This is a genomic window from Bacteriovorax sp. BSW11_IV (assembly GCF_000447755.1).
Lineage (GTDB): Bacteria > Bdellovibrionota > Bacteriovoracia > Bacteriovoracales > Bacteriovoracaceae > BSW11-IV.
Map to the genome: position 1 here is coordinate 57,530 of NZ_AUNE01000052.1, position 19,948 is coordinate 77,477.

The 19,948-nt window shown below is 36.0% G+C and carries 28 protein-coding genes; 21 read left to right on the forward strand and 7 right to left on the reverse strand.

The window, feature by feature from the left end:
• Positions 1-68 precede the first annotated feature (68 nt).
• From M899_RS15025 to M899_RS17995, 5 genes are all read left to right on the forward strand, one after another.
• A complete protein-coding gene (locus M899_RS15025; protein WP_021272283.1) occupies positions 69-752 on the forward strand; it encodes a hypothetical protein in 684 nt (227 codons plus the stop codon).
• 29 nt (positions 753-781) lie between these two features.
• Entirely contained in the window at positions 782-1,738 is a 957-nt protein-coding gene (locus M899_RS15030) for a hypothetical protein (protein ID WP_155897237.1), read from the forward strand.
• Positions 1,739-1,906: 168 nt separating this feature from the next.
• Positions 1,907-2,482 carry a response regulator gene (locus M899_RS15035; RefSeq protein ID WP_021272279.1) on the forward strand — a complete coding sequence of 192 codons (576 nt, stop codon included), beginning with the start codon at positions 1,907-1,909 and terminating at the stop codon, positions 2,480-2,482.
• A gap of 125 nt (positions 2,483-2,607) precedes the next feature.
• Complete coding sequence (locus tag M899_RS15040) at positions 2,608-2,814, forward strand: dodecin (RefSeq protein WP_021272374.1); 207 nt, start codon at positions 2,608-2,610, stop codon at positions 2,812-2,814.
• Positions 2,815-2,885: 71 nt separating this feature from the next.
• Positions 2,886-3,341 (forward strand): CBS domain-containing protein, encoded by a 456-nt coding sequence (locus M899_RS17995; protein WP_021272454.1) that lies wholly within the window; start codon positions 2,886-2,888, stop codon positions 3,339-3,341.
• Between the two features lie 28 nt (positions 3,342-3,369).
• Here M899_RS17995 and M899_RS15050 read toward each other — a convergent pair whose 3' ends face one another.
• Entirely contained in the window at positions 3,370-4,038 is a 669-nt protein-coding gene (locus M899_RS15050) for an inorganic pyrophosphatase (RefSeq protein ID WP_021272388.1), read from the reverse strand.
• Positions 4,039-4,168: 130 nt separating this feature from the next.
• Here M899_RS15050 and M899_RS15055 point away from each other — a divergent pair, with 130 nt between their 5' ends.
• Positions 4,169-4,696 (forward strand): adenine phosphoribosyltransferase, encoded by a 528-nt coding sequence (locus M899_RS15055; RefSeq protein ID WP_021272437.1) that lies wholly within the window; start codon positions 4,169-4,171, stop codon positions 4,694-4,696.
• A gap of 8 nt (positions 4,697-4,704) precedes the next feature.
• Here the strand turns inward: M899_RS15055 and M899_RS15060 are convergent, their stop codons facing one another.
• The gene (locus M899_RS15060) at positions 4,705-5,160 is read right to left on the reverse strand and encodes a hypothetical protein (protein WP_021272351.1); all 456 of its coding nucleotides are present in this window, start codon (positions 5,158-5,160) and stop codon (positions 4,705-4,707) included.
• A 208-nt stretch (positions 5,161-5,368) separates the two neighbouring features.
• Between M899_RS15060 and M899_RS15065 the strand changes: the two genes are divergently transcribed.
• On the forward strand, positions 5,369-7,303 hold the full coding sequence (locus M899_RS15065; RefSeq protein WP_021272440.1) for a hypothetical protein: 1,935 nt from the start codon (positions 5,369-5,371) through the stop codon (positions 7,301-7,303).
• 215 nt (positions 7,304-7,518) lie between these two features.
• A complete protein-coding gene (locus tag M899_RS15070; protein WP_021272343.1) occupies positions 7,519-8,718 on the forward strand; it encodes a hypothetical protein in 1,200 nt (399 codons plus the stop codon).
• Between the two features lie 6 nt (positions 8,719-8,724).
• Here M899_RS15070 and M899_RS15075 read toward each other — a convergent pair whose 3' ends face one another.
• The gene (locus M899_RS15075) at positions 8,725-8,961 is read right to left on the reverse strand and encodes a hypothetical protein (protein ID WP_155897238.1); all 237 of its coding nucleotides are present in this window, start codon (positions 8,959-8,961) and stop codon (positions 8,725-8,727) included.
• A complete protein-coding gene (locus tag M899_RS15080) occupies positions 8,942-10,114 on the reverse strand; it encodes a FecR family protein (RefSeq protein WP_021272339.1) in 1,173 nt (390 codons plus the stop codon). Before M899_RS15080 ends, M899_RS15075 begins: the two co-directional genes overlap by 20 nt.
• Positions 10,115-10,230: 116 nt before the next feature.
• Between M899_RS15080 and dtd the strand changes: the two genes are divergently transcribed.
• Positions 10,231-10,659 carry a D-aminoacyl-tRNA deacylase gene (gene dtd / locus M899_RS15085; protein ID WP_231370287.1) on the forward strand — a complete coding sequence of 143 codons (429 nt, stop codon included), beginning with the start codon at positions 10,231-10,233 and terminating at the stop codon, positions 10,657-10,659.
• Here dtd and M899_RS15090 read toward each other — a convergent pair.
• Complete coding sequence (locus tag M899_RS15090; RefSeq protein WP_021272350.1) at positions 10,645-10,881, reverse strand: hypothetical protein; 237 nt, start codon at positions 10,879-10,881, stop codon at positions 10,645-10,647. The two genes, dtd and M899_RS15090, sit on opposite strands and share 15 nt — an antisense overlap.
• Positions 10,882-11,055: 174 nt before the next feature.
• Here M899_RS15090 and M899_RS15095 point away from each other — a divergent pair, with 174 nt between their 5' ends.
• The 6 genes from M899_RS15095 to M899_RS15120 all read left to right on the forward strand — a co-directional run bounded on the left by M899_RS15095 (position 11,056) and on the right by M899_RS15120 (position 14,769).
• Entirely contained in the window at positions 11,056-11,592 is a 537-nt protein-coding gene (locus M899_RS15095) for a redoxin domain-containing protein (protein WP_021272330.1), read from the forward strand.
• Between the two features lie 2 nt (positions 11,593-11,594).
• Positions 11,595-12,050, forward strand: coding sequence for a hypothetical protein (locus tag M899_RS15100; protein ID WP_021272418.1), 456 nt, complete (start codon positions 11,595-11,597; stop codon positions 12,048-12,050).
• Positions 12,047-12,949 (forward strand): hypothetical protein, encoded by a 903-nt coding sequence (locus M899_RS15105; protein WP_021272310.1) that lies wholly within the window; start codon positions 12,047-12,049, stop codon positions 12,947-12,949. The genes M899_RS15100 and M899_RS15105 overlap by 4 nt, the downstream gene beginning before the upstream one ends.
• 2 nt (positions 12,950-12,951) lie before the next feature.
• Entirely contained in the window at positions 12,952-13,425 is a 474-nt protein-coding gene (locus M899_RS15110) for a hypothetical protein (RefSeq protein WP_021272284.1), read from the forward strand.
• A gap of 80 nt (positions 13,426-13,505) precedes the next feature.
• A complete protein-coding gene (locus M899_RS15115; RefSeq protein WP_021272366.1) occupies positions 13,506-14,093 on the forward strand; it encodes a hypothetical protein in 588 nt (195 codons plus the stop codon).
• A 55-nt stretch (positions 14,094-14,148) separates the two neighbouring features.
• Complete coding sequence (locus M899_RS15120) at positions 14,149-14,769, forward strand: hypothetical protein (protein WP_021272346.1); 621 nt, start codon at positions 14,149-14,151, stop codon at positions 14,767-14,769.
• Here M899_RS15120 and M899_RS15125 read toward each other — a convergent pair.
• Both M899_RS15125 and M899_RS15130 read right to left on the reverse strand, forming a co-directional pair.
• Positions 14,747-15,172, reverse strand: a complete 426-nt coding sequence (locus M899_RS15125; protein ID WP_021272405.1) for an NINE protein — start codon at positions 15,170-15,172, stop codon at positions 14,747-14,749. The two genes, M899_RS15120 and M899_RS15125, sit on opposite strands and share 23 nt — an antisense overlap.
• A complete protein-coding gene (locus M899_RS15130; protein WP_021272337.1) occupies positions 15,154-15,486 on the reverse strand; it encodes a hypothetical protein in 333 nt (110 codons plus the stop codon). Before M899_RS15130 ends, M899_RS15125 begins: the two co-directional genes overlap by 19 nt.
• 97 nt (positions 15,487-15,583) lie before the next feature.
• Here M899_RS15130 and M899_RS18595 point away from each other — a divergent pair, with 97 nt between their 5' ends.
• From M899_RS18595 to M899_RS15160, 6 genes are all read left to right on the forward strand, one after another.
• On the forward strand, positions 15,584-15,889 hold the full coding sequence (locus tag M899_RS18595) for a hypothetical protein (RefSeq protein ID WP_196801780.1): 306 nt from the start codon (positions 15,584-15,586) through the stop codon (positions 15,887-15,889).
• A gap of 6 nt (positions 15,890-15,895) precedes the next feature.
• The gene (gene rarD, locus M899_RS15140) at positions 15,896-16,792 is read left to right on the forward strand and encodes an EamA family transporter RarD (RefSeq protein ID WP_021272326.1); all 897 of its coding nucleotides are present in this window, start codon (positions 15,896-15,898) and stop codon (positions 16,790-16,792) included.
• 122 nt (positions 16,793-16,914) lie between these two features.
• Positions 16,915-17,742 (forward strand): phenylalanine 4-monooxygenase, encoded by an 828-nt coding sequence (phhA, locus tag M899_RS15145; RefSeq protein ID WP_021272424.1) that lies wholly within the window; start codon positions 16,915-16,917, stop codon positions 17,740-17,742.
• Entirely contained in the window at positions 17,732-18,034 is a 303-nt protein-coding gene (locus M899_RS15150) for a 4a-hydroxytetrahydrobiopterin dehydratase (RefSeq protein WP_021272331.1), read from the forward strand. The genes phhA and M899_RS15150 overlap by 11 nt, the downstream gene beginning before the upstream one ends.
• Positions 18,035-18,051: 17 nt before the next feature.
• Entirely contained in the window at positions 18,052-18,909 is an 858-nt protein-coding gene (locus M899_RS15155; RefSeq protein ID WP_021272446.1) for a cytidylyltransferase, read from the forward strand.
• The gene (locus M899_RS15160) at positions 18,906-19,940 is read left to right on the forward strand and encodes a synaptic vesicle VAT-1 family membrane protein (protein ID WP_021272301.1); all 1,035 of its coding nucleotides are present in this window, start codon (positions 18,906-18,908) and stop codon (positions 19,938-19,940) included. Before M899_RS15155 ends, M899_RS15160 begins: the two co-directional genes overlap by 4 nt.
• Positions 19,941-19,948 lie beyond the last annotated feature (8 nt).

Genomic DNA, 19,948 nt, shown 5'->3' on the forward strand with positions numbered 1-19,948 from the left:
AATTCTTGATTTAGGTGGAAGTTCTGGCCCTTTTTTTCATCTGAAAAGAATCCGTTTAAAATAATTTAATGGAAACAGAAAATAAATCACATCAAACATTGAATTGCGTAAACGATTTTTCTCTTTGCTTGGATTATATCTTGCGCTTTAAAGAAATGCCCATGGTTTGGGTTGTTCGTGGAGAGAAGAGAGTTGTCTTCAAAGGAAAGATCAAATTAGATGTTCCTTCACATCGTATATTTGAGTTTGTAAATGAATCGAAAGAAGTTTCGTTACAAGCAAATGATATAGTTTATTTTAAATTTAAATTTCGCGATCTTCTTTTTAGAGCAAAAATTATTGGGATAAAAAATGGGCGCATTCTTATGAGTTATCCTCGCGAGTATAGAATTGAAGAAAATCGTGATACCAAGAGAAAGGCCACGACACAGAATCAATACAATGTTGTTATTGATAAAAAAGATGATGAGATTATCGGAAAAACGAGTTTTTCTCTTAAACTTCTCGATATGAGCGAAAGAGGATTAGGTCTGCATGTTAGTGTTACGAAAAAAGATTGTTTTAGAAAAGGTGATGTTCTACTTTTGAAATCAATCGGCAAAGTGAACTTTGAGAAGCCACTCTTATGTACAATTTGTCATGTTACTCCTTTGTATGAATCAGTCATGACGGTCAAAGATTATAAGATGGGACTATCAATGGAGGAGCCTTTCGAAGAGAGTATCGTAAAATTTTTGTTACCAAGCTTTTAAATCAAAATAAAATCCACTAATCTAGAAGAGTGAATACTAAAATCTTCTATTTCATATTTTGTATGCTTTTTGGTTCGTTGTCAGCTTTTGGCCAGGAAAGTTCATTTAGTAAAGTTCAAAATTATTTTGGCAATAAACTTGATGCTGCCCAAGAGTTTGCTTCGGATAATATTTTCTATGCAACCAATAAAATGGATTCATTTTTTGGCGATGTAAAATCTCTTGAATATGATAATGGCTCACGGCTAAGGGTTTATTCTATCTTTGAAAAAAGAGAAGGAAACAAGATTACACCTGAGCTCAATTATCGATTTAGAATAAGATTGCCTGCCTTACAAGAGAAGCTCCATCTCGAGCTTTTTCGAAATGATGCTAGTGCTGAGAAGAATACACCGACGGATGAAAGTGTTTTGTCTACAGATCAGACTCGTGCGACGACATCTCCTTTACTCGGGCTTGGTTATGGCCTTGATCTTTTGAAAGGTTTTGAAACGAGAATTGGTACAGGGGTAAAACTTAGTCTTCCGCCAGATTTTTATATTTACTTTCGTAGTAAAAAAGATATTTCGATGGGGGATTTTCTTCTGACGATTTCGCCCAACTGGATATATTCACTAAAAGATAATCTGACGACGAATATCTTTGTTGATCTTGATCGAAATCTTTCAGATGCTGTACTTGCTCGTTTTTCAAATAGCTATTCAAGAAATGAAAACACCAGAATTATCTATACCTCTCATGGGCCATCTTTGTTCCACAAGCTTAGTGACAGAAGAACAATTTCTTATAATTTTCGCGCCAATTTCTCCGATGCTAATAAATATTCAATAGTGAATTATATTTTTCAAATCGATTTAAGGCAAAAAATCTACAAAAATTGGGTTTTTTACGACTTGATTCCGTATATTGATTGGCCCAAGGAGAGTGGCTTCAATAGGGAGCATGGGATCATTTTTAAGCTGGAATTTATCTTTGGTGAACGCTAGTTGAAGAAATCTTTATTTTGGCACCATAATATTTGTTTTTTAATATCATTTTTAACTTAAGGCGTAAGTTTTTCTTTGTTTCCTTAAGTTTTTCTATGGTACCTCTATTATTAGGAATGTTTTTTTAGGGAGAAAGCATTCTCAGTAGGGAATCACAGGAGAGTAGGGATGAACGCAACGGATAAAATGTCTGTCGTGATTGTGGATGATGAAGAGGATGTGAGATCACTTTATCTTACTGTAGTAGAAGAGTTATTGCCTGATGCTGAGATATTCGAAGCAAACGATGGCCTAGAGGCCTTAAATCTAATCATGGCCGTTCAACCAGATATCGTTATAAGCGATATTAAAATGCCAAATATGGATGGTCGCAGACTTTTAAAAGTTGCTCGCGAGTTCAGAAATAGTTGCCAATTTATTTTCATTTCAGGTTTTGGAAAAGATTATCTGTACGAGTTTCTTCGTTATGGGGCCTTTGATGTACTTGAAAAGCCACTTAATATTGATGAACTTGAAGAGACTATTAGTCGAGCTCTTTATTGCATCAATCATCAGAAGAAAACTCGCGATAAAATTGGCAGCCTACTCAAAGAAAATGGCGTAAGTGAAGAAGTTAAAGCGCAAATTTTTGATCTTCAAGATAAGCTTTTAAAAGAGCGCTATACCAATAATATGCAAGAAGACATTGATTCTGAAGAAGAAGACGATGATGACTTTTTTCCAAATGGTGGCGGCTACATGTAGTCTTATGACCTTCTTGAGAATGGACTTCATAAGAAACGAAATTATTTTCATTTCGGATATTTTATAAATCATCCCTTGTTTAAGCGTTACAATAGAGTTGTGAAGACTTTTACAAGGGATCTTTTATGCCAGAGAGAACATACAAAAAAATTGAAATTGTTGGCTCATCTAGTAAATCTATCGAAGATGCAGTCAATAATGCCTATAAGAAGGCATCTGAATCTATTCACAATCTAAGATGGTTTGAAGTTAAGGAAATCCGTGGAAATTTTGAGGGGGGAAAGCCATTGTTTCAAGTCACTATGATGGTAGGCTTCAGGTTAGATGAATAAATTTTAACAATTCTCCATATTTTATAATTAGGTCTCCACTATACTGTATGTAGTTAGTTAAGGGGGAATCTATGGTTAACTATACGCCAAACTTATCTCAGGTTGAATCTACAATTGACCAGCAAACAGGATTAACAGTCCAAAATATAATGAATCGTTCATGGGCCACTGTGACAACAGAAACTAATATTTTGGAGGCCTTAAATATCATTTGTGACAACGCTACAACGGGTTTAATCGTTGTCGATCGCGATATGAAAGTTTTAGGACTGATTTCAGAAAAAGATTGTTTGAAATACGCGCTCGATCTCAAATACTACAATCATGGGCAAGGCGTTGTAGGGGATTATATGGCAAAGTCATTGATAACTCTTAAACCAACCGATAGTCTGTTGTATGCTGTTGAACTTTTTATTAAGAACCATTTTCAACTTTATCCAGTAGTTGAAGATGGCATTCTAAAAGGTGTTATAACCAGAAGAATGATTGTTAATGAACTTAGAAAAATGGGACAAACAAGTTGGTAAAAAAGGCCCTATATTAGGGCCTTTTCTTTTAGTTGAATAGTTTTGGAAGAACTTCTTCGTTGTAATCAACAACACCAAGCTCAACAATTTTCACAGCTTCTTCTTTTCCATAAGTGTGAGTGATTTCACATTTTGGAGTATATCCCTCATGTGGAATTTGCTTATAAGTTAGGAAGTAGTGCTTAACTTTATCAAGAACACCTGCAGGTACTTCTGATACATCATTCATTTTACCGAATGTAGAGTCGTCTTTTAGAACTGCGATGATTTTATCGTCAACTTCACCACCATCTAGCATTCTAAAACCACCGATGATTTTACAATCAACTAGTAGATCTCCATGTGTAATCGCTTCATCAGTCAAAACACAAACGTCAACTGGATCACCGTCACCGAATAGTCCATCTCTGCCTGTTGCTTTTCTTGCGAATTCAGCAGTTTTCTCACCTGAGTATGTTTGTGGTAGAAGACCATAAAGACATGGAACAATATTTGAAAATTTTTGTGGTCTATCAACCATCAAAAATCCAGTTTTCTTATCAACTTCGTACTTAACACGGTCAGTTGGAACGATTTCAATATATGCTCTAACATCTTGCTTGTTGTCGCCAGTGTAAAGCTCTACTCCGTGCCATGGATTTGGACGAACCAATTTACCAAGGGCCTTAACTAAATCTTTAAGATCAGTAGTGTTCATTCTTATTCCTTTTTTGTCGAAAATTAACCCCTGCAACATAGCATAAAAGACTTAATTTTTTAAATCCCTTTTCACAAGTTTTCTTGTGTTGTATAGTCGGGCCTTAGTTTAATTTACGCTGGAGTGTGTCATGGATATCAAATCCCTAGTTCGTACTGTTCCTCATTTTCCTCATGAGGGCATTATGTTTAGAGATGTAACAACCCTTTTTAAAGATTCTAAAGGTCTACAAGAAACAATGCGCCTATTTAAAGAGCGCTATGAAGCAATGGAGATCGATGTGATTGCTGGAGTTGAGTCTCGTGGTTTTATCACTGGTGCTGCTCTTGCGGTTATGCTTGGCGTAGGTTTTGTGCCAATCCGTAAAAAAGGTAAGCTTCCTGCGGAAACGATTTCTGTTGAGTATGAATTAGAATACGGTACTGATGTTCTTGAGATCCATACTGATGCCATCACAAAAGGACAGAAAGTTCTTGTAATGGACGATCTTCTTGCGACAGGTGGTACGGCCCTAGGGGCGATTGAGCTTGTAGAAAAACTTGGTGGAGAAGTTATTGAGTTTTCTGTAATCGTCGATCTTCCTGAACTAAAAGGAATCGATAAGCTTCAGTCAAAAGGATACAAAGTTCATAAATTAATGGATTTTGAAGGACTATAGTTTAAAAGCTACAGCCTTTTTTCATAGTAATTGATTAGGGACTTGAATAGTCCCTTTCTTTTTTTCTTCTCTTCAAGTTGATGAAGCTCAATCTTCGCATTATGGGCCTCAAGGGATTTAAGAGTTCCCATCATGTCGATACTGTCTAATATTTTTTGTTCTAGTTTTTTTAGTGTTGATTCCTCGATAGTTACTAGGCCATCTTTTCTAAACAGGATGTGTGCAAAATGTAACAAAGACGCGCGATCTTTGGCATCGTGAATATGGGGGAGAAGATCGTCCAAGCGAATTGGTTTTTCCATATCGCAAATGAGAATGTCCCACTGGCATTCGCTAAAAGGGATTTTTGCAAGATGAGAACGTATCCAAGCTGTTTCCTCGGAACTTACTTCGCCATCCACATGAATAAGGGCCACCGCCGCACGCCACATATAGAACTTGCTTTCAGTCATCGGGTAATTCACTCGCTTCTCCTTTTGTATTTGATAAAACTTGTCGGATAATGCTTGTCCTGACCTTAGTAAAAAGGTGAGTATTTTTATTGGAATATTCGTTAAGTATCCATAATTTCTAAGTCGGTTATTTTTTCCTCTTCAGCCAGGCAAAGGCGATTGACGCTATTTAGGGTATAATTTTTAGAAGGGCAGTCTGCGCCCATGGGAATTCGCGAATATGGATGTTGCTAGTACTTTATCTCAAAAACTTTCTGATCTTCGAAAGAAAAATAGAGAAACTGTCTCTAAGATGAAAGAAGAGTATGAAAAGAGTCTGCAAAATGTTGAGCAGACTGCGCAAAAGCGTCTTGTGCAAAAAGATAAAGTCCAAAAAAATGAGCGTGAAAGACTCGTAAATGATGCTAATGATCGTGTTGACCTTCTAAGTCGTAAAGCTGAAGAGCAATTTTCCAAAAGAAGAGAAGACTATCTGTCAAAACTCCAAGAAATTCGTGATGATTCAAAAGTTGCAACTGATGAAAATCGTCAAAGCTTCAATGATCGGCTTGAAGATTTAAAAAGTACGTATGATCGCTCTGTAAAGCAATTGAATATTGAGCATGATAAAGAATTAAAGAATAAAGAAGATAATTTCAATAATCGCATCGTTACAGAAAATAAACATGCAGATGAGAAAATTAAAAATATTAGTAATTTTAGTGAAAGGTCCATTGCCTCACTAAAAAGTGATGCTGATAAAGAAAGAAAAACACTGACCAATACATTTAAAGAGCGCGAGTCACAATTGAATACTGATTTCTCAAAAGAGCGCCTAATGGACAAAGAGAAGTTTGATGGGCATTTGAATAGAGTTATTGATTCTAAAGATGCTCAGATTGCTGGTCTCGAAAATCGTATTCAAGAGACTGCCACAAGACACTCTAACGAAAATAAGTCAGGACAAGAAGGACTTCGAGATCAATTCCAGCGTTCAATTTCAACTCTTGAAAATTCAGCGGAGCGCAGTATTCGTCATAATCAAGAAATTAGTGAAAGAGAGATGGCGGCCAAAGATGTCGATTATAAAAAATCGATGGCCGAAAAGGATCGTAAAATTCAAAAGATCATTGAGAACTCTCTATCCGAGCAAGATCTTATTGCTTATGGAGACCGTATCAAAGGTGATTATGAATTTAAATTGCAAGGTCTGAAAAATATGATGGAAGACCAAGGTATAGATTATAAAAATAAGTTAGATGAAATCAAAATTGCGAGTGAAAAAAATCTTAATTCTCAGACTGGAGAGTTAAGAGATAATTTCATTAAGCAAGATCAAATGCGAACAGAACAAATTAATGATCACAAAAGAAAATCTGCAGATAGTCAGCACGATTTAGAAAATCGTTTCAAAAAAACTTTCTACTCACAGCAAAAAGATTATGAGGCGAGTCTATTACATCAACAAAGAAATAGTAATAAACTTCTTCATAGACAACGTGAAATCTATGGAGAGAATGTAAAAACACTTGAAGAAAAAAATCTTGATAACGTTCAAAAGTTACAAGCTGAGTACGCAAGTGAGAAAAAAGAAATCGGCACAATTTTTAGTCGCAATCTGAAAGATGCTATTACAAATCAGCAAAGCTCATTTCAAGATAAAATGGACAAGGTCGTTCAAAGTTTTGAGCAGCAGATCAATACTCAGCATGAAGAGTATAATAAGCACATGGATCAAAATGAATTACTTCTTTCTAATACAAAAAGAAGTAATGACTTGAAGCTAAGAGCTGAGCAGCGCTACTATCAAGAACGATTAAAGCAAAATCGTGAAGAGATGAAGAAGGTTATTGGTGATTTGAGGAAAGATTACGAAAAAGATATCCAGAATTTAAGAAATAGATATGATTCTGAAATTGGTAAAATAAAGCGTAATAACGACTTAGAGCACACTAAACTTCTCCAACAAAAAGATTTTGAACGTCAACAAATGCTTCAAGAGCATCAAATGGAAATCAGAACCAAAGTTGGAACTCTTCAAGATCAACTTCAAAATCTTATGAAAGATAGTGAAATGAGAAGAGAAGAACTCATCGCGAATTATGAGCGTCGCTTGAAAGAAATGAAAGAGAGTTTTGAGCTTGAAAAAGCTAAGTCCCGTGCAACATTGAGCTAATCTAATTATCTAGTATTCCTATTTTTTCAAGCTATTTGGCACCCGATTTGCTTATTTTGTTAAGTAATTGATATCTAATTTTGTTTTACTTGAGATTCTTTAGTGAAATCAGAGGCTTATGTCTACTGCTAAAAACTTCTTTAAAAACGAAGAGAAAATATCTGTATAGAAAATTAACAATGTCACTAAATTGTTATTTAAAAGAGAAGGTGCAAGTGAACGTTATTAAATCTCTATTTTTTATATTGATTCTTAATGGTCTACAGTCGTGGGCCAATGTTTATGAAGAATGCACTGATAAAAAACTGGCAGATTCAATTATCAAAATTCAAAATGTTTTATCTCATTCACAAGCTCAGTCACTTGATTTTAAAACGTATGATTATATTGATTTTGTGATGGACTGTGATTACAAGGGACATTTAAAGCAAGATGATAAAGAAAAAGTACTATCAATTTTGAAAATAATTAAAAAAGAAAAAACGACTCCCTTCGTTTGGGCCGATTCAAACGGTGTTGAGTTTTGGGAAAATGGAGTTGCTAAGCTAGGCTTTCTACCAGAAGAAATCAGAGTTGATCTACCTATTATCCTATCGCAGCTTAATTCTTCTGTTGTTTCTTTTGTCCCTAGCGAGAGCAACGAGAGAGGAACAAATTATAATTTCGAAGCAGATCTTATTATTAATCTTTTTTCTCCTTGGGATAGGCGAGACTGTCATTGTTTGGCAGAAAAAGATTTAGAATATTTTAACGAGGATATTTCCAATCCACGTATTTCTAGTGAAGAACAATCGAATTTCACAAGAAACTATTCTGTTGTAGAGGTCTCTAAAATAGCTATTCACAAAAAACCAATTTGTTATTGGTATGAAGATACTGATAAAATTAGATGTGATTACGAATTCAATGAAAGTATTGCTCATGAAATTTTACATCTTCTAGAAACTCGATATAAACGTTTTATTTATGCCCTTCATAATGCAAAAGGTGGATATAAAGATCGTTTGAAGCAGGCTCAAACTGTTGTTCCTGCATTTGGAGTTACAAAATGTACTAGAGATTCATGGGAAGAATACTGTGACGAACACGGTACAATTAGTGAGGATGAAACACTACAGATTGTTCAAAAAACTAAGGCCCCTCAGGATACGGGAATGAACGCTGGAAGGTACTATGCTTATGAACTAGATGAATCATCTGGTCAGCTCTATTGTGAAGGTGAAATTAAAGAAAACAATGGTCGCAAATACTGCATAAACTTTAATCTAGAATCACTCTACACATTTGTTCGTGGTGGAGAGGAATATATTTCTGTTCTTCTCGAAAAGGGCATTAACGACCCAATTCAATTTGAGAAAATTGCGTCTGCTGAAGAAAAGAAACTATTTAGTCTTCTTAAAGAGTATATTTTTTAAAAATTATTAATGCATACATTTATTCTTGTTTGCAAGAAATTTTGTAACTTCTAAAGCATCATCTTTAAGATACCAATGATTATTTATCTTTTTACCTTCAATTTTCACTTGGTAAATATCATCTCGATAATGCTTTTCAACTGAACAAATATCAGTGGTGGGAATGAATTCATTTGAACCACAAGAACTCAAAAATCCCAGCATAAAAAGAGAGATTAATATTTTAATATTCATAGTCTTCACAGCTTCTCTCCCTTCTAAAGCGTTCTAAATCTCCACTTCCTGGAATTGATTTGTAAAACCAGAAAAAGCAAGTGTTATCAACTCGCTTGTCAGATGCATTGATCATAGCATCACGAATATCCCACGGTTGGTCTTTGAGCTCTTTATGTTTGCCACCTTTTATGACAACTCTTGATTTTGTATTTTCCTCTTTTTTGACTGGGGCCAAGACTGGTTTCTCTTCTTCCTTTTTGTCATCATCAGACCCACCTGTAAGTAAAGGTGCTGTCGCCACAGCTCCTAGGAGCCCAGCTGCCGCGGCCAGAGGAGGGAGCCCTAGACTAGATCTTAAACTCTTATCAAGATCAATGAGATCGCCATTTAAATCTTGTAGTTTTGGCAGAAAATCTTCTGCGTTTTGTTGAAGTGATTCTAATACATCCTTAGAAAGAGTCTTAATCCCATCAAGCCCCTTGCTTGCAATTTCACTAGAGTTGAAAAATTGACCTGGTTTAAGAGTAATATCTTTAACACTCGCTCCCGTCTTCGAAACATCCGCCAAGACTTCACCTTTTAAAAGAGCGACATCGGTTGTATCTTTTGCGCCCACTAAGTAAGCATTAGATAAGAACTCCGTACCACGTACTCCAACTGATACGGCCTTGGTATTTAACTTCCAGCTGTCTCCCTCGACACTTTTTCGATTAATGAGGGATCTTATTTGGCCATTTATATGAAGAAGGCTGATCTTTCTTGATGTTGTTGTTACGTCCAATTGCTCAATCATCATTTGCGAATTCGGTCCAATATTCAGAATGGTTTCATCAGGCAAAGAGATTTGCGCAAAAGACTTATCTTTAGTTGTGATTGTATGGCCAGGTTCAATTTCACTTCCTTGTTCGAGCTTTTGTTCTTTAGTTTCTTCGCCATCCATGGCCTTAGCTATAAAATAAACATCACCCCGTATTATCTTAGCAATTGCCCGCGGCTTATTTTCATCTTTTGATGGGTTCTCTTTTTTATCTTCTTTTTCAATTTCTTTGTGACCTTCATCTACCTTATTTTCCAATTGTACTGGAGGTGAACTCGTTTCTGGAGTGGTTGTAGTCTCAGCATTTTCTTGGGCCACTATTTGAAAAGAGAGTATAAAAAGGCATAGGATTTTAACCAGCATAGGATGACCTTTGATAAATAAATTTCTCTTATTTTATCAGATGGTTTAACTTTCAATGCGGCCAGTTCATAATATTAGGGAAGAATTAAGATTAAGGAGAGCGTATCTTGAAAGTAGTGGTTCAAAGAAGTGGAGTTTCATCAGTTCGTGTAAATGGTAGCATTGTGGGTGAAATTGATCACGGTATGGTATTGCTGGTATGTTGTGAAAAAGGTGATACAGAAAGAACTATTTCAAAGGCCTGTGAAAAAATCCTCAAATTACGAATCTTTGAAGATGAAAATGGGAGGATGAATAAAGACATTCTCGCTGCCGACGGAAAAATACTGGCCATCAGTCAGTTTACTCTTTCCTGGGACGGACAAAAGGGAAATAGGCCATCTTTTGACAATTCTATGCCACCGACAGAAGCTCAAATTCTCTTTGATAAATTTTGCGTTATTTTAAGTAAAGAAGTTCCCGTACAAAAAGGGGAATTTGGGGCCAGGATGGAAGTTCAAATTACCAATCAAGGCCCTGTTACATTCAGCTTAAGCTTCTTGTAATCCCTTCTTTGATGCTTTTGCTTCTGCTTTTTCTGCACGTAGGGCAGTTTTCCAGATACCAGCAAAAATGAAAGCAAAGATAACAACGAAACAAGCAATGTGGAATACTTCAACTTGTAGTGAAGATGCTACCATATCGTGCTTTCTAACAGGCTCAAGTTTTTCGCCTTGAGGGACAATAGATGTTGGATAAACTTTTACAGTTTTAGTCGATTCACTCATTTTACTTTCTCCAATTAAACTGGGTCTAGTTATACCAGAACTATAGATTAATGTTCAAGATTACCCCATGATTTATATCACGTTTTTGGGCAATGTGTGTAAAAAATAAATATTTTTTCGGCCGCAACAATTTGCTGCATTGAGGATTTAAGTTGTTTTTGACATATATGCAGCATGCTGAAATTTACATTTTTTATACTATTTTTATTTATTAATTTTTCGTGGGCCAGTACTGCAACAAAATTTGAAGTAGTTAATCTTGAAAACTTAAAAATTGAGACGCTCCAAATTGGAGTGAAGAACACAGTTATCTTTTTTAGTTCTATTGATTGCCCGTGTTCTGATTCTCATCTTTCACACTTTGTGGACCTTAAGAAGCAGTTTCCTGAGATTACTTTTGTGGGCATTAATGAGAATGGAAAAGAGAGAATTGATGAAATTCGCTCTTACTATCAAAATAAAAATTTAAATTTCCCAATTTTCTTAGATAAAGACTTTAAAGTCGCTGATGCACTAGGTGCCGTTAAAACTCCCCATGTTTATCTCTTAGATAAAGAAGGGAAGATCATTTATCACGGAGGAGTTACGAACTCGAGTAACTTCAACAGCGCAACAACTTTTTATTTGCAAGAAGTTTTGAATGATATTTCCAAAGGGCAAAAACCACGTCGCGATTTTGCGAGGGCGCTAGGTTGTTATATAGCGAGATAATTATGAAAAAAAATTTAATAATAATATTTGTTCTAACTTTTTTTGCTAGCTGTGGAAACTCACCACAAAATGAGCACAGCTACGAGAAAAAAATAACTGACTCTCTTGAGAATTCAAAAGAGCAAAAGACATTCAAATCAATTGCAACCTCTGTACAGTTGCAATGGCTACAAGGACCCTTTGGTGATCCTGCACAGGAATCACAATTTCTAATGGTCCTAACAAATTCTAAGGGACAAACAGTCGAGCTGCTTGAAGAGTACTCATTGAAGGTTACTGGCATAATGCCAAGCATGGGACATGGAACTGATTGGGATGGTGAGAATATCCGTCTTGAAAAAGGTTTATATTTTCATAAAGAATTATTTTTTAACATGCCTGGAGATTGGGTTCTTTATATTGATCTTATGAAAAATAACGAAATTGTTGAAACGATCAATTTTGATTATATGCTATGAAATTTATCTTATTTTATCTTTTCACATCTCTTTCTTTTTCTTATGGGGCCAGCTGTTGTGGTGGAGGAAGTTCAATTCCTGGTTTAATAACTGGAGACTTTCGAGCGCAAATGGGGCTTCAGGCCACGTATCAAAATGAGATTGGTAAAGCCTATTCACAGGGTGAATATCTCTACTATAACCATAATAAAAAAAGAACTCGCCAAAATTATTCTTTATTTGCCAGTTCTATGATTTCGGAAAGGGCGCAAATTGGCGGGAAGATTAATTTTTCCCAAACAGATTATTCAAATGATGCCAAAAAAGAAACGGCATCTCAATTTGGAGATAGTGAAATTTCTTTTGGTTATGAACTCATTCAAGAAAGAAGTTTTTCATGGTGGCAACCAAGAGGTTTTGTATTCATTGCTTTAACATTGCCAACCGGAAGTTCGAATTATAATTCGAGTTCGTCTCTCTATAGTGATGTAAATGGAAAAGAGCAGTGGGGTGTTTCCACTGGAATGTCATTTGTAAAAATAATTAGGTCTTATGACTTTCTTTCATCGTTTCAAATAGGACATCGTTTTTCTGACAAACAAAAAGGTGTTTCTATAAATGAATCGTTCTATGGAAGTTTCTTAATCGGTGCAGGAGTTAGTCCTTATAATTCTAACTTTCGCCTTGGAGTAAACATTAGTTACTTTCAAGAAAGTGCTAAAAATGTTTACTTTGGAGATAAGAAAATTGAGACGCAAAAAGAATTTTATTCTGAGCTTTCAATTGTTGGAAGTTATGCAATAGATCCAAATCTTTCATTATCAATTAATTATTCAGATCAATCAATTCTCGGACCAGCACAAAATACAACTTTATCAAGAAGTGTCGGAGTGCTTGTTCATAAACGTTGGAGTTTATAAAAATGAAAAAACTAATCGCACTTACAATTGCTTTATTCTCATTAAATGCATTTTCTCACTGCCCAAATGAAATTGTGCTTGAACAAGGAGAACTTTGTTTCAATTATACTTGGACAAACGGTCCACATTTGAATGGTGCTCATGGGGGTGGCCATCATCATATGATGAAAAATACTGGCAGACCGATGGCCTCAACACTTGAAGTTGCATTTTGGAAACATGGTGATAGCACTCATGCTCCTGTTCAAATTGAAGGGCTTAGAATTTATCCATGGATGATAATGAATAACGGTATGGAGCACGGATCAAGACCAGAAACTCTAACTTATGACAGTGCTCGTGGCATTTATATTGTGAGTGATCTCTATTTTTCAAAGATGATGGGATATTGGGAAGTTCGTTTTGCCGTGTTAGCTGGTTCTGATTTTGACCCAAAGTCTGACTACGTGCAAAAGTTTGAAGTCGAATTCAAGTAATCTTAGTGATTTACGCGATGCTTTTCAATGTGTTTTTTTTAGGGATAGAATTTCTTAAACAAACAACAATAGGGGAGATTATGAAGAAGTTACTTTTGGGATTAAGCGCTCTGTTTTTACTCGTAGGTTGTGAAACTCTAGATGGTAATCTCGACGTGCGCGAGTCGATTAAGTTGAAAAATGATGATGGAAAGACGGTTACTCTTTCTCCTGAATTTATTGAAAATGTATCAATCAAAGTAAAATCTAAGAAAAAACTGGAATTAGAACTTAAAGGACATAAATTTAAATTTGCCGTTCCTAAAAATTCTATTCCATCAAAAGATGGTGAGTTTACACTAAAGTCAGCTCAAATTGGTCAGCCATACGATATTCATGGCGCTGTTGATACAATTGTTACTCGTTCTGGTTCTCGCTATGAAAGAGAAACTTGTACGTACCAAAGACCTGTGACTGTTTGTCGTCCTGTACCAAACGGTGGGCAAGTATGTCATACTGAATTTCAAACATTCTATGGTTGGAGAGATGCTCGCTTTCATGTTGTGACATTCGATAAGTCAGTTGCGATTGATTTCTTTGCACCAAACTCAGAGGATTTAAAGGCCGTTTTTAACGGTGGAAATATCTCTCACCAAAGAGTTTACGAATATCAAGGACATTGCTTCTAGGTATTTTTTCATTTTTTGATATAATAGGTCTCATGATTTCTTTTTTGGAGTTAGCATGAGACCTTTTTTTATGGCCATTTTTATTACGTTACTTTCTTCTTGCGCATCTGTTGTGCCCAATTCCTTCACAAAAGAGAATCTTTCAAAACCAAATCATTCTGTAGATGAATTGGTAGAAAAACTTTCACAAATCAAAATGACAAATTATATCGGTGAAAAACTCATCGTACAGGCTGTTCCTTATACATGGCCGGTGCTTGTAGATAGAGTTTATTATCATTACGTTTTAGAAAAGGAGCCGGGAGTAAAGAGACTAAAACAACTTTTCACAAAATATCGTAATAAATATAAAGAGGAAAAGTGCTTCTTTATTCAAGTGACTCATTCAATGGCAAGTGCTGTTGCACATGAAAATTGGTCTCCTTATCTCTATGTCAATGACACTCAACTTGGTGCCAATTACCAACTTTTTCTTGCCAATAAACCAAGTTCACTAGCTAGTGAATTTGATAAAAGGGGAGATCATCCACTTTTAGGTGATAAGAATCCAACGATGAATATAGACGTATGTTCAAAAGACTTAAAAGAGTTTGCAGGGAACGTGAAACTAGTCTTGTCCCCAGCAAAAGGACAGGCAATTTTACCAATTGAGTTTAATTGGAATTTTGCTCGTTAAGTTCAGAGATTTGATCGTTGAGTGTCCAGTAGTCATAGATGACACCTAATAAAGCAAATCCACCCGTGATAAAGTAGATTATCCCTGAAATAAATTTTCCTTGGTAAAAGCGGTGCACTCCGAAAACTCCAAGGAAAGTTAATAATAGCCAAGCGATATTATAGTTGAACTCACCTTGTCTATATTCATAATCAGCTTCTTTTTCCATCTGTGGAATGAGGAAAATGTCGATAAGCCAACCAATTCCCAATAGACCAAAAGTAAAAAAGTAGATAGTTCCTGATATCGGTCTACCAAAATAAAAACGGTGAGATCCAGTGAATCCAAAAATCCATAATAGATAGCCAACAACTTTGTCGTGGCCTTGAAGTTCTGTTTTTGATCTTATGTTTTGATTTTCCATCTTGGTCCTTCTTCTTCGTTTAGGTTCCAATGATCAACAACCTTGTCTAAAAGTCCTGAATCATCGAGAACATGTTCAACTTCTTCCATTAAATCTTCTTCATGGGCCGTTAGTGCATGACCTGGAGAATAGTGAGTCATTTTTTCGCCATCGACTTCAGAAGTGATGATAATCTCGTAAAAGCAAATTTCTCCGTTATTCATTTCATTCTGATCTTTTTTAGTCAGAAGATAATGTTGATTTGTTGAGCTGAACTTAATTTTATTAACTTCTATAACTAAATTAATGTCTTCGATACTGCATGAGAATTTCATAATGACCTTCGGCAAAATTTTTCGCTTTCCACTAACAAATTATCACAGGACAATAAAAAGCACTAGATAACATATAAATAAAAAAGAGGAGACTGTTGTGCCAAGAATTAGTTATTTGGACGACAACACTGAAACACAGGAGAGCGAGATGACTGAGGATAATGGACCTAGAAGGATTTTAGTTAAGGCAGAAGGGAAAACGAAAATTAGTGATGATCAATTTAATCATGATGTTTTAATTGTTGCATCTAAGCTTAAGAAGTATATTAAAGACAAACATAACCTAAGCACTTCCGCTAATGTTATCGACCGACTAAGTGATATCGTAAGAGTCACAGTTGATCGCGCAGTCGACAATGCCAAGAAAGAGGGAAGAAAAACTCTTATGGATCGCGACTTCTAGGAGCATATGGGCCTTGATATCGTCGGTATTTTTTATGCCATTGGTACTTTTTTTATATGGGGCCTTGTGCCCCTTTATTGGAAACAATTCGTAGGTTTTGATTCATTCGAACTTCTCATTCATAGAGTTGTTTGGTCTTTTGTTCTTCTCTTTGCTTATCTTTTTTTAAAAGGCGATGTCGCAAGACTTTTGCGCATGTTAAAAGATAAAAATTTTCTCAAATACTCTCTTGCTGGAACATTTCTAATTTTTACTAATTGGTGGTGTTTTATTTGGGCCGTTTCCAATGGGCATATCATTGAAGCAAGTATTGGTTACTTCATTAATCCGATTGTGAATGTACTCTTAGGAGTCTTTGTTTTAAAAGAATCTTTAAAAAAGATACAGTGGTTGTGTGTTGCTCTCGCGGCGATTGGTGTTTCAATCCTTGCACTACGTGGTATCGGTTCGCCGTGGATTAGTGTTTATTTGGCCATGTCTTTTGGTCTATATGGGGTGGTTAAAAAGAAGGCGCCCATGCCTGGCCTTTGGTCACTACTCTTTGATACTGCTTTATGCACACCACTTTTACTCTTTTTCTTTTTTAGAATGTACAGTAACGGTCAAATTGCCTTTTTTGATGCACCCACTTCGCAACAAATGCTTGCGCTAGGAACTTCATTTGTCACCATCATTCCATTATTTGGATTTTTGCTTTCTGTGAGTAGGCTCAACCTATCTACGGTCGGTCTTATCCAATATATCACGCCAATTATGCAACTCTTTATTGGGGTAAAGCTCTACGGTGAAGAATTCACTGATTACCATCTCTATGCATGTCTTTTCATCTGGGCGGGCCTGGTCATTTACTCCCTCCATGGCCTAAAGAGTGCTCACTCGGCCTTTTCTAAGCGCAGGACTTGACCATTAATAAGTAAATTGTTGAAATGTCGTAAAGGCCATTTATTGATTTCTTGCAATTTTAAGGACAAAGGGGTCAATAAGAGTTATGCTAGAGTAAAGAACTTGGGAATTAGGGAATTGCTATGACTAAGCACGTCTACGTCGCCCGTGAGGCCGATGAAAATGGTGAAATCCATTACAGCGATCATGAACATGAAACATGGTCCATTTTAATTAAGCGTCAAAAAGAAGCGATCAAAGGTCGCGCTTGTGAAGAATATTTAAAAGGAATCGAAATTTTGGATTTCCCAGAAGATCGCATACCTCGCTGGCAAGATATTAATGAGAAGCTTGAGAAAGCAACGGGCTGGGGTGTTGAACCTGTGGCCGCAGTTATTCCTGCGCTAGATTTTTTTAACCTCTTGGCCAATAAAAAATTTCCAGCAGCAAGCTTTATTAGAATTAGAGAAGAACTCGACTATTTAGAAGAGCCAGATTTATTTCACGAACTTTTTGGACACTGTCCTCTTCTTACGAATCAGGCCTATGCTGATTTCATGGAAAGATATGCAAAAGTTGCTCTAAAAGTTTCGGCAAAGCAGAGAAATCAACTTTTCCGTCTGTTTTGGTTTACGATTGAATTCGGTTTAATCAAAACATCAGAAGGTCTGAAAATTTTTGGTGGGGGAATCCTTTCTTCATTCGAAGAAACACTCTATGCTCTAGAATCAAAAGTTCCTGAAAGACAACCTCTTGAACCACTCACGGCACTAAGAACACCTTTTAGAATTGATATTAAACAACCAGTATATTTTATCTTAGAAAATATCAATCAGCTTTACTCTGTTCTTGATGATGAGATTTTCAATTTAATGGATAAAGCAAAAGAGCTTGGTGATTTTCCTCCGAAGTTCGAACCTAAACCTAAAAAGAAAAATTTAGAAAATAAAGAGAGTGGTTATGCCTACTAATATTCCTCCTAGACTTTCACAAGATGAAATTCATAGTGCTCTATCGTCGTTGAATGGTTGGAGCTACGAACAAGAGAGAAATTGTCTTATTAAAGAATTCACATTTAAAGGTTTCTACAAAACAATGGGTTTTGTAAATGCAGTGGCGTTTATTGCTAACAAAGAGCTTCATCATCCAGATCTAGAAGTGAGCTACAACAAATGTGTTGTCCGCTACCAAACTCATGATGCTGGCGGCATTACTGTAAACGATATTAAATGTGCAAAGGCCATTGAAGCTCTTGAGGCCTAGGTCTAAAAGACGAGAACGTGCAAAAATTAAAAGTTCATTTCAAAATCGATAATCATCGCCTTTTTATTAATGCCCTTAATGAACAAGGTGATTTTAAACTTCCAGAATATACTAATGAACAATACGCTCATCAATTTCAAATTGGTGAGACTTCATTATTTCTTCTAACTGAAAATTGCGACGGAGATTGGGTGGAGTTGCAAAGTATTAAGCGATTTCATCTAGGACATGGGCGTTTTGTCCTCCATGCTATTTCTAAGTTTTACAGCTTTATGCCCGAAGGGCTTGAAGGATATCTGAATTATATTCCTAGGGAATTTCTTAAAACAAGAATGAGAGAAAAAATTCTTGCGCAATCATTAGAAGAAATTACTTTTTATGGTGGATCGTTTAATCCTTGGCATGAAGGTCATTCAGAGTGTTTAAGACAATGTCCAGCCGAAGATATTGTGATTATTCCAGATAGTAATCCTTGGAAAGAACCTAAAAATCTTGAAGATAATCAAATTTGTCTTTGGCAAAGTTTTAGAGAAATCGTTAATAAGTTTCAAGATTCACGCTTTTCATTGTTTCCAGGTTTTTGGATTCTTGAGAGAACAAATCCTACAGTTCAATGGTTGCCTGAAGTTCAAATTGCGAAAAAGAACTTTCTCATGGGTGATGACAACTTTTTTAGTCTTCATAAGTGGACAGGTGTCGAAAAGTTAATGTCGAGTTTAAGTACAATTTATGTTGTTCCTAGGCTCTATAAAAAACAAGAAATTGAACAATTTAAAGAAAATTTTCAAATGCAATTTCAAGTCGATGTAAATGTCTTAAGTGAACATGATTTTCAAAATTTATCTTCAACCCAAATTCGTGGTCAAAATATATGAAAAAAATTTCAATTCCAGGTCCTGGCGGTTACGAGAAATTAACAATCGTTGAATGTGATTTAAGGCAATTGAAAGATAATGAAGTTCATATAGAAGTTCACGCTTTTGGTGTGAACTTTGCTGATGTCTGTATTCGCTGGGGGCTCTATGAGTCTGCTAAGCAATATGTTGGTTGGCCAATCACTCCTGGGTTTGAGTGGGCCGGAGTCGTTAAAAATATAGGTAGTAAAGTTTCTAATGTAGCTATTGGCCAAGAAGTTTTTGGAGTCTCACTTTTTAACGCTTATGCCACTGATGTAATAGTGCCTTCTCATCAAGTTTTCAGTAAACCAAAAAATATTTCTATGAGTGAAGCCGCAGGAATTCCTGCAGTTTATCTCACAGCTTACTACGGGCTTTTTCAAAATATCATTCTAAGACCTCAATCAACAATCCTCATTCACTCGGCCGCTGGTGGGGTTGGAGGAGCTTTGGTTCAGATGGCCAAGATCGCTGGTCATAAAAGTGTCGGCATCATTGGGTCTTCCCACAAAAGAAGTTATGTGGAGGAGCTTGGTGCAGATCTTGTCATTGATAAGAAAACACAGAACTGGTTTGTTGAGGCCAAGAATTTCTCACAGCGTGGTTACGATATCGTCTTCGATGCCAATGGACAGTCGACATTGAAAAAAAGTTTTGATTTGCTGGCCCCTATGGGGAAACTTGTTTCCTATGGCTTTCACTCAATGTTGCCTAAGAAGGGTGGGCGTTTGAATTGGTTTAAGCTTATTTATACTTTTCTTACGACTCCAAGATTCAATCCAATTAATATGACCAATCAAAATAAGAGCCTTATTTCATTTAATCTTTCATTTCTTTTTGATGAAGTTGATGTTTTAAGTCAGGCAATGGGCGATATTGTTACATGGATAGAATCAGGTCAATTAAAAGCACCAAAGGTTACGCAATATAGTTTCTCAAACGTTGCTGATGCGCATCGTGATATTGAGTCAGGACAAAGTGTAGGAAAACTCATCATTCTTACGAAATAAAACATACA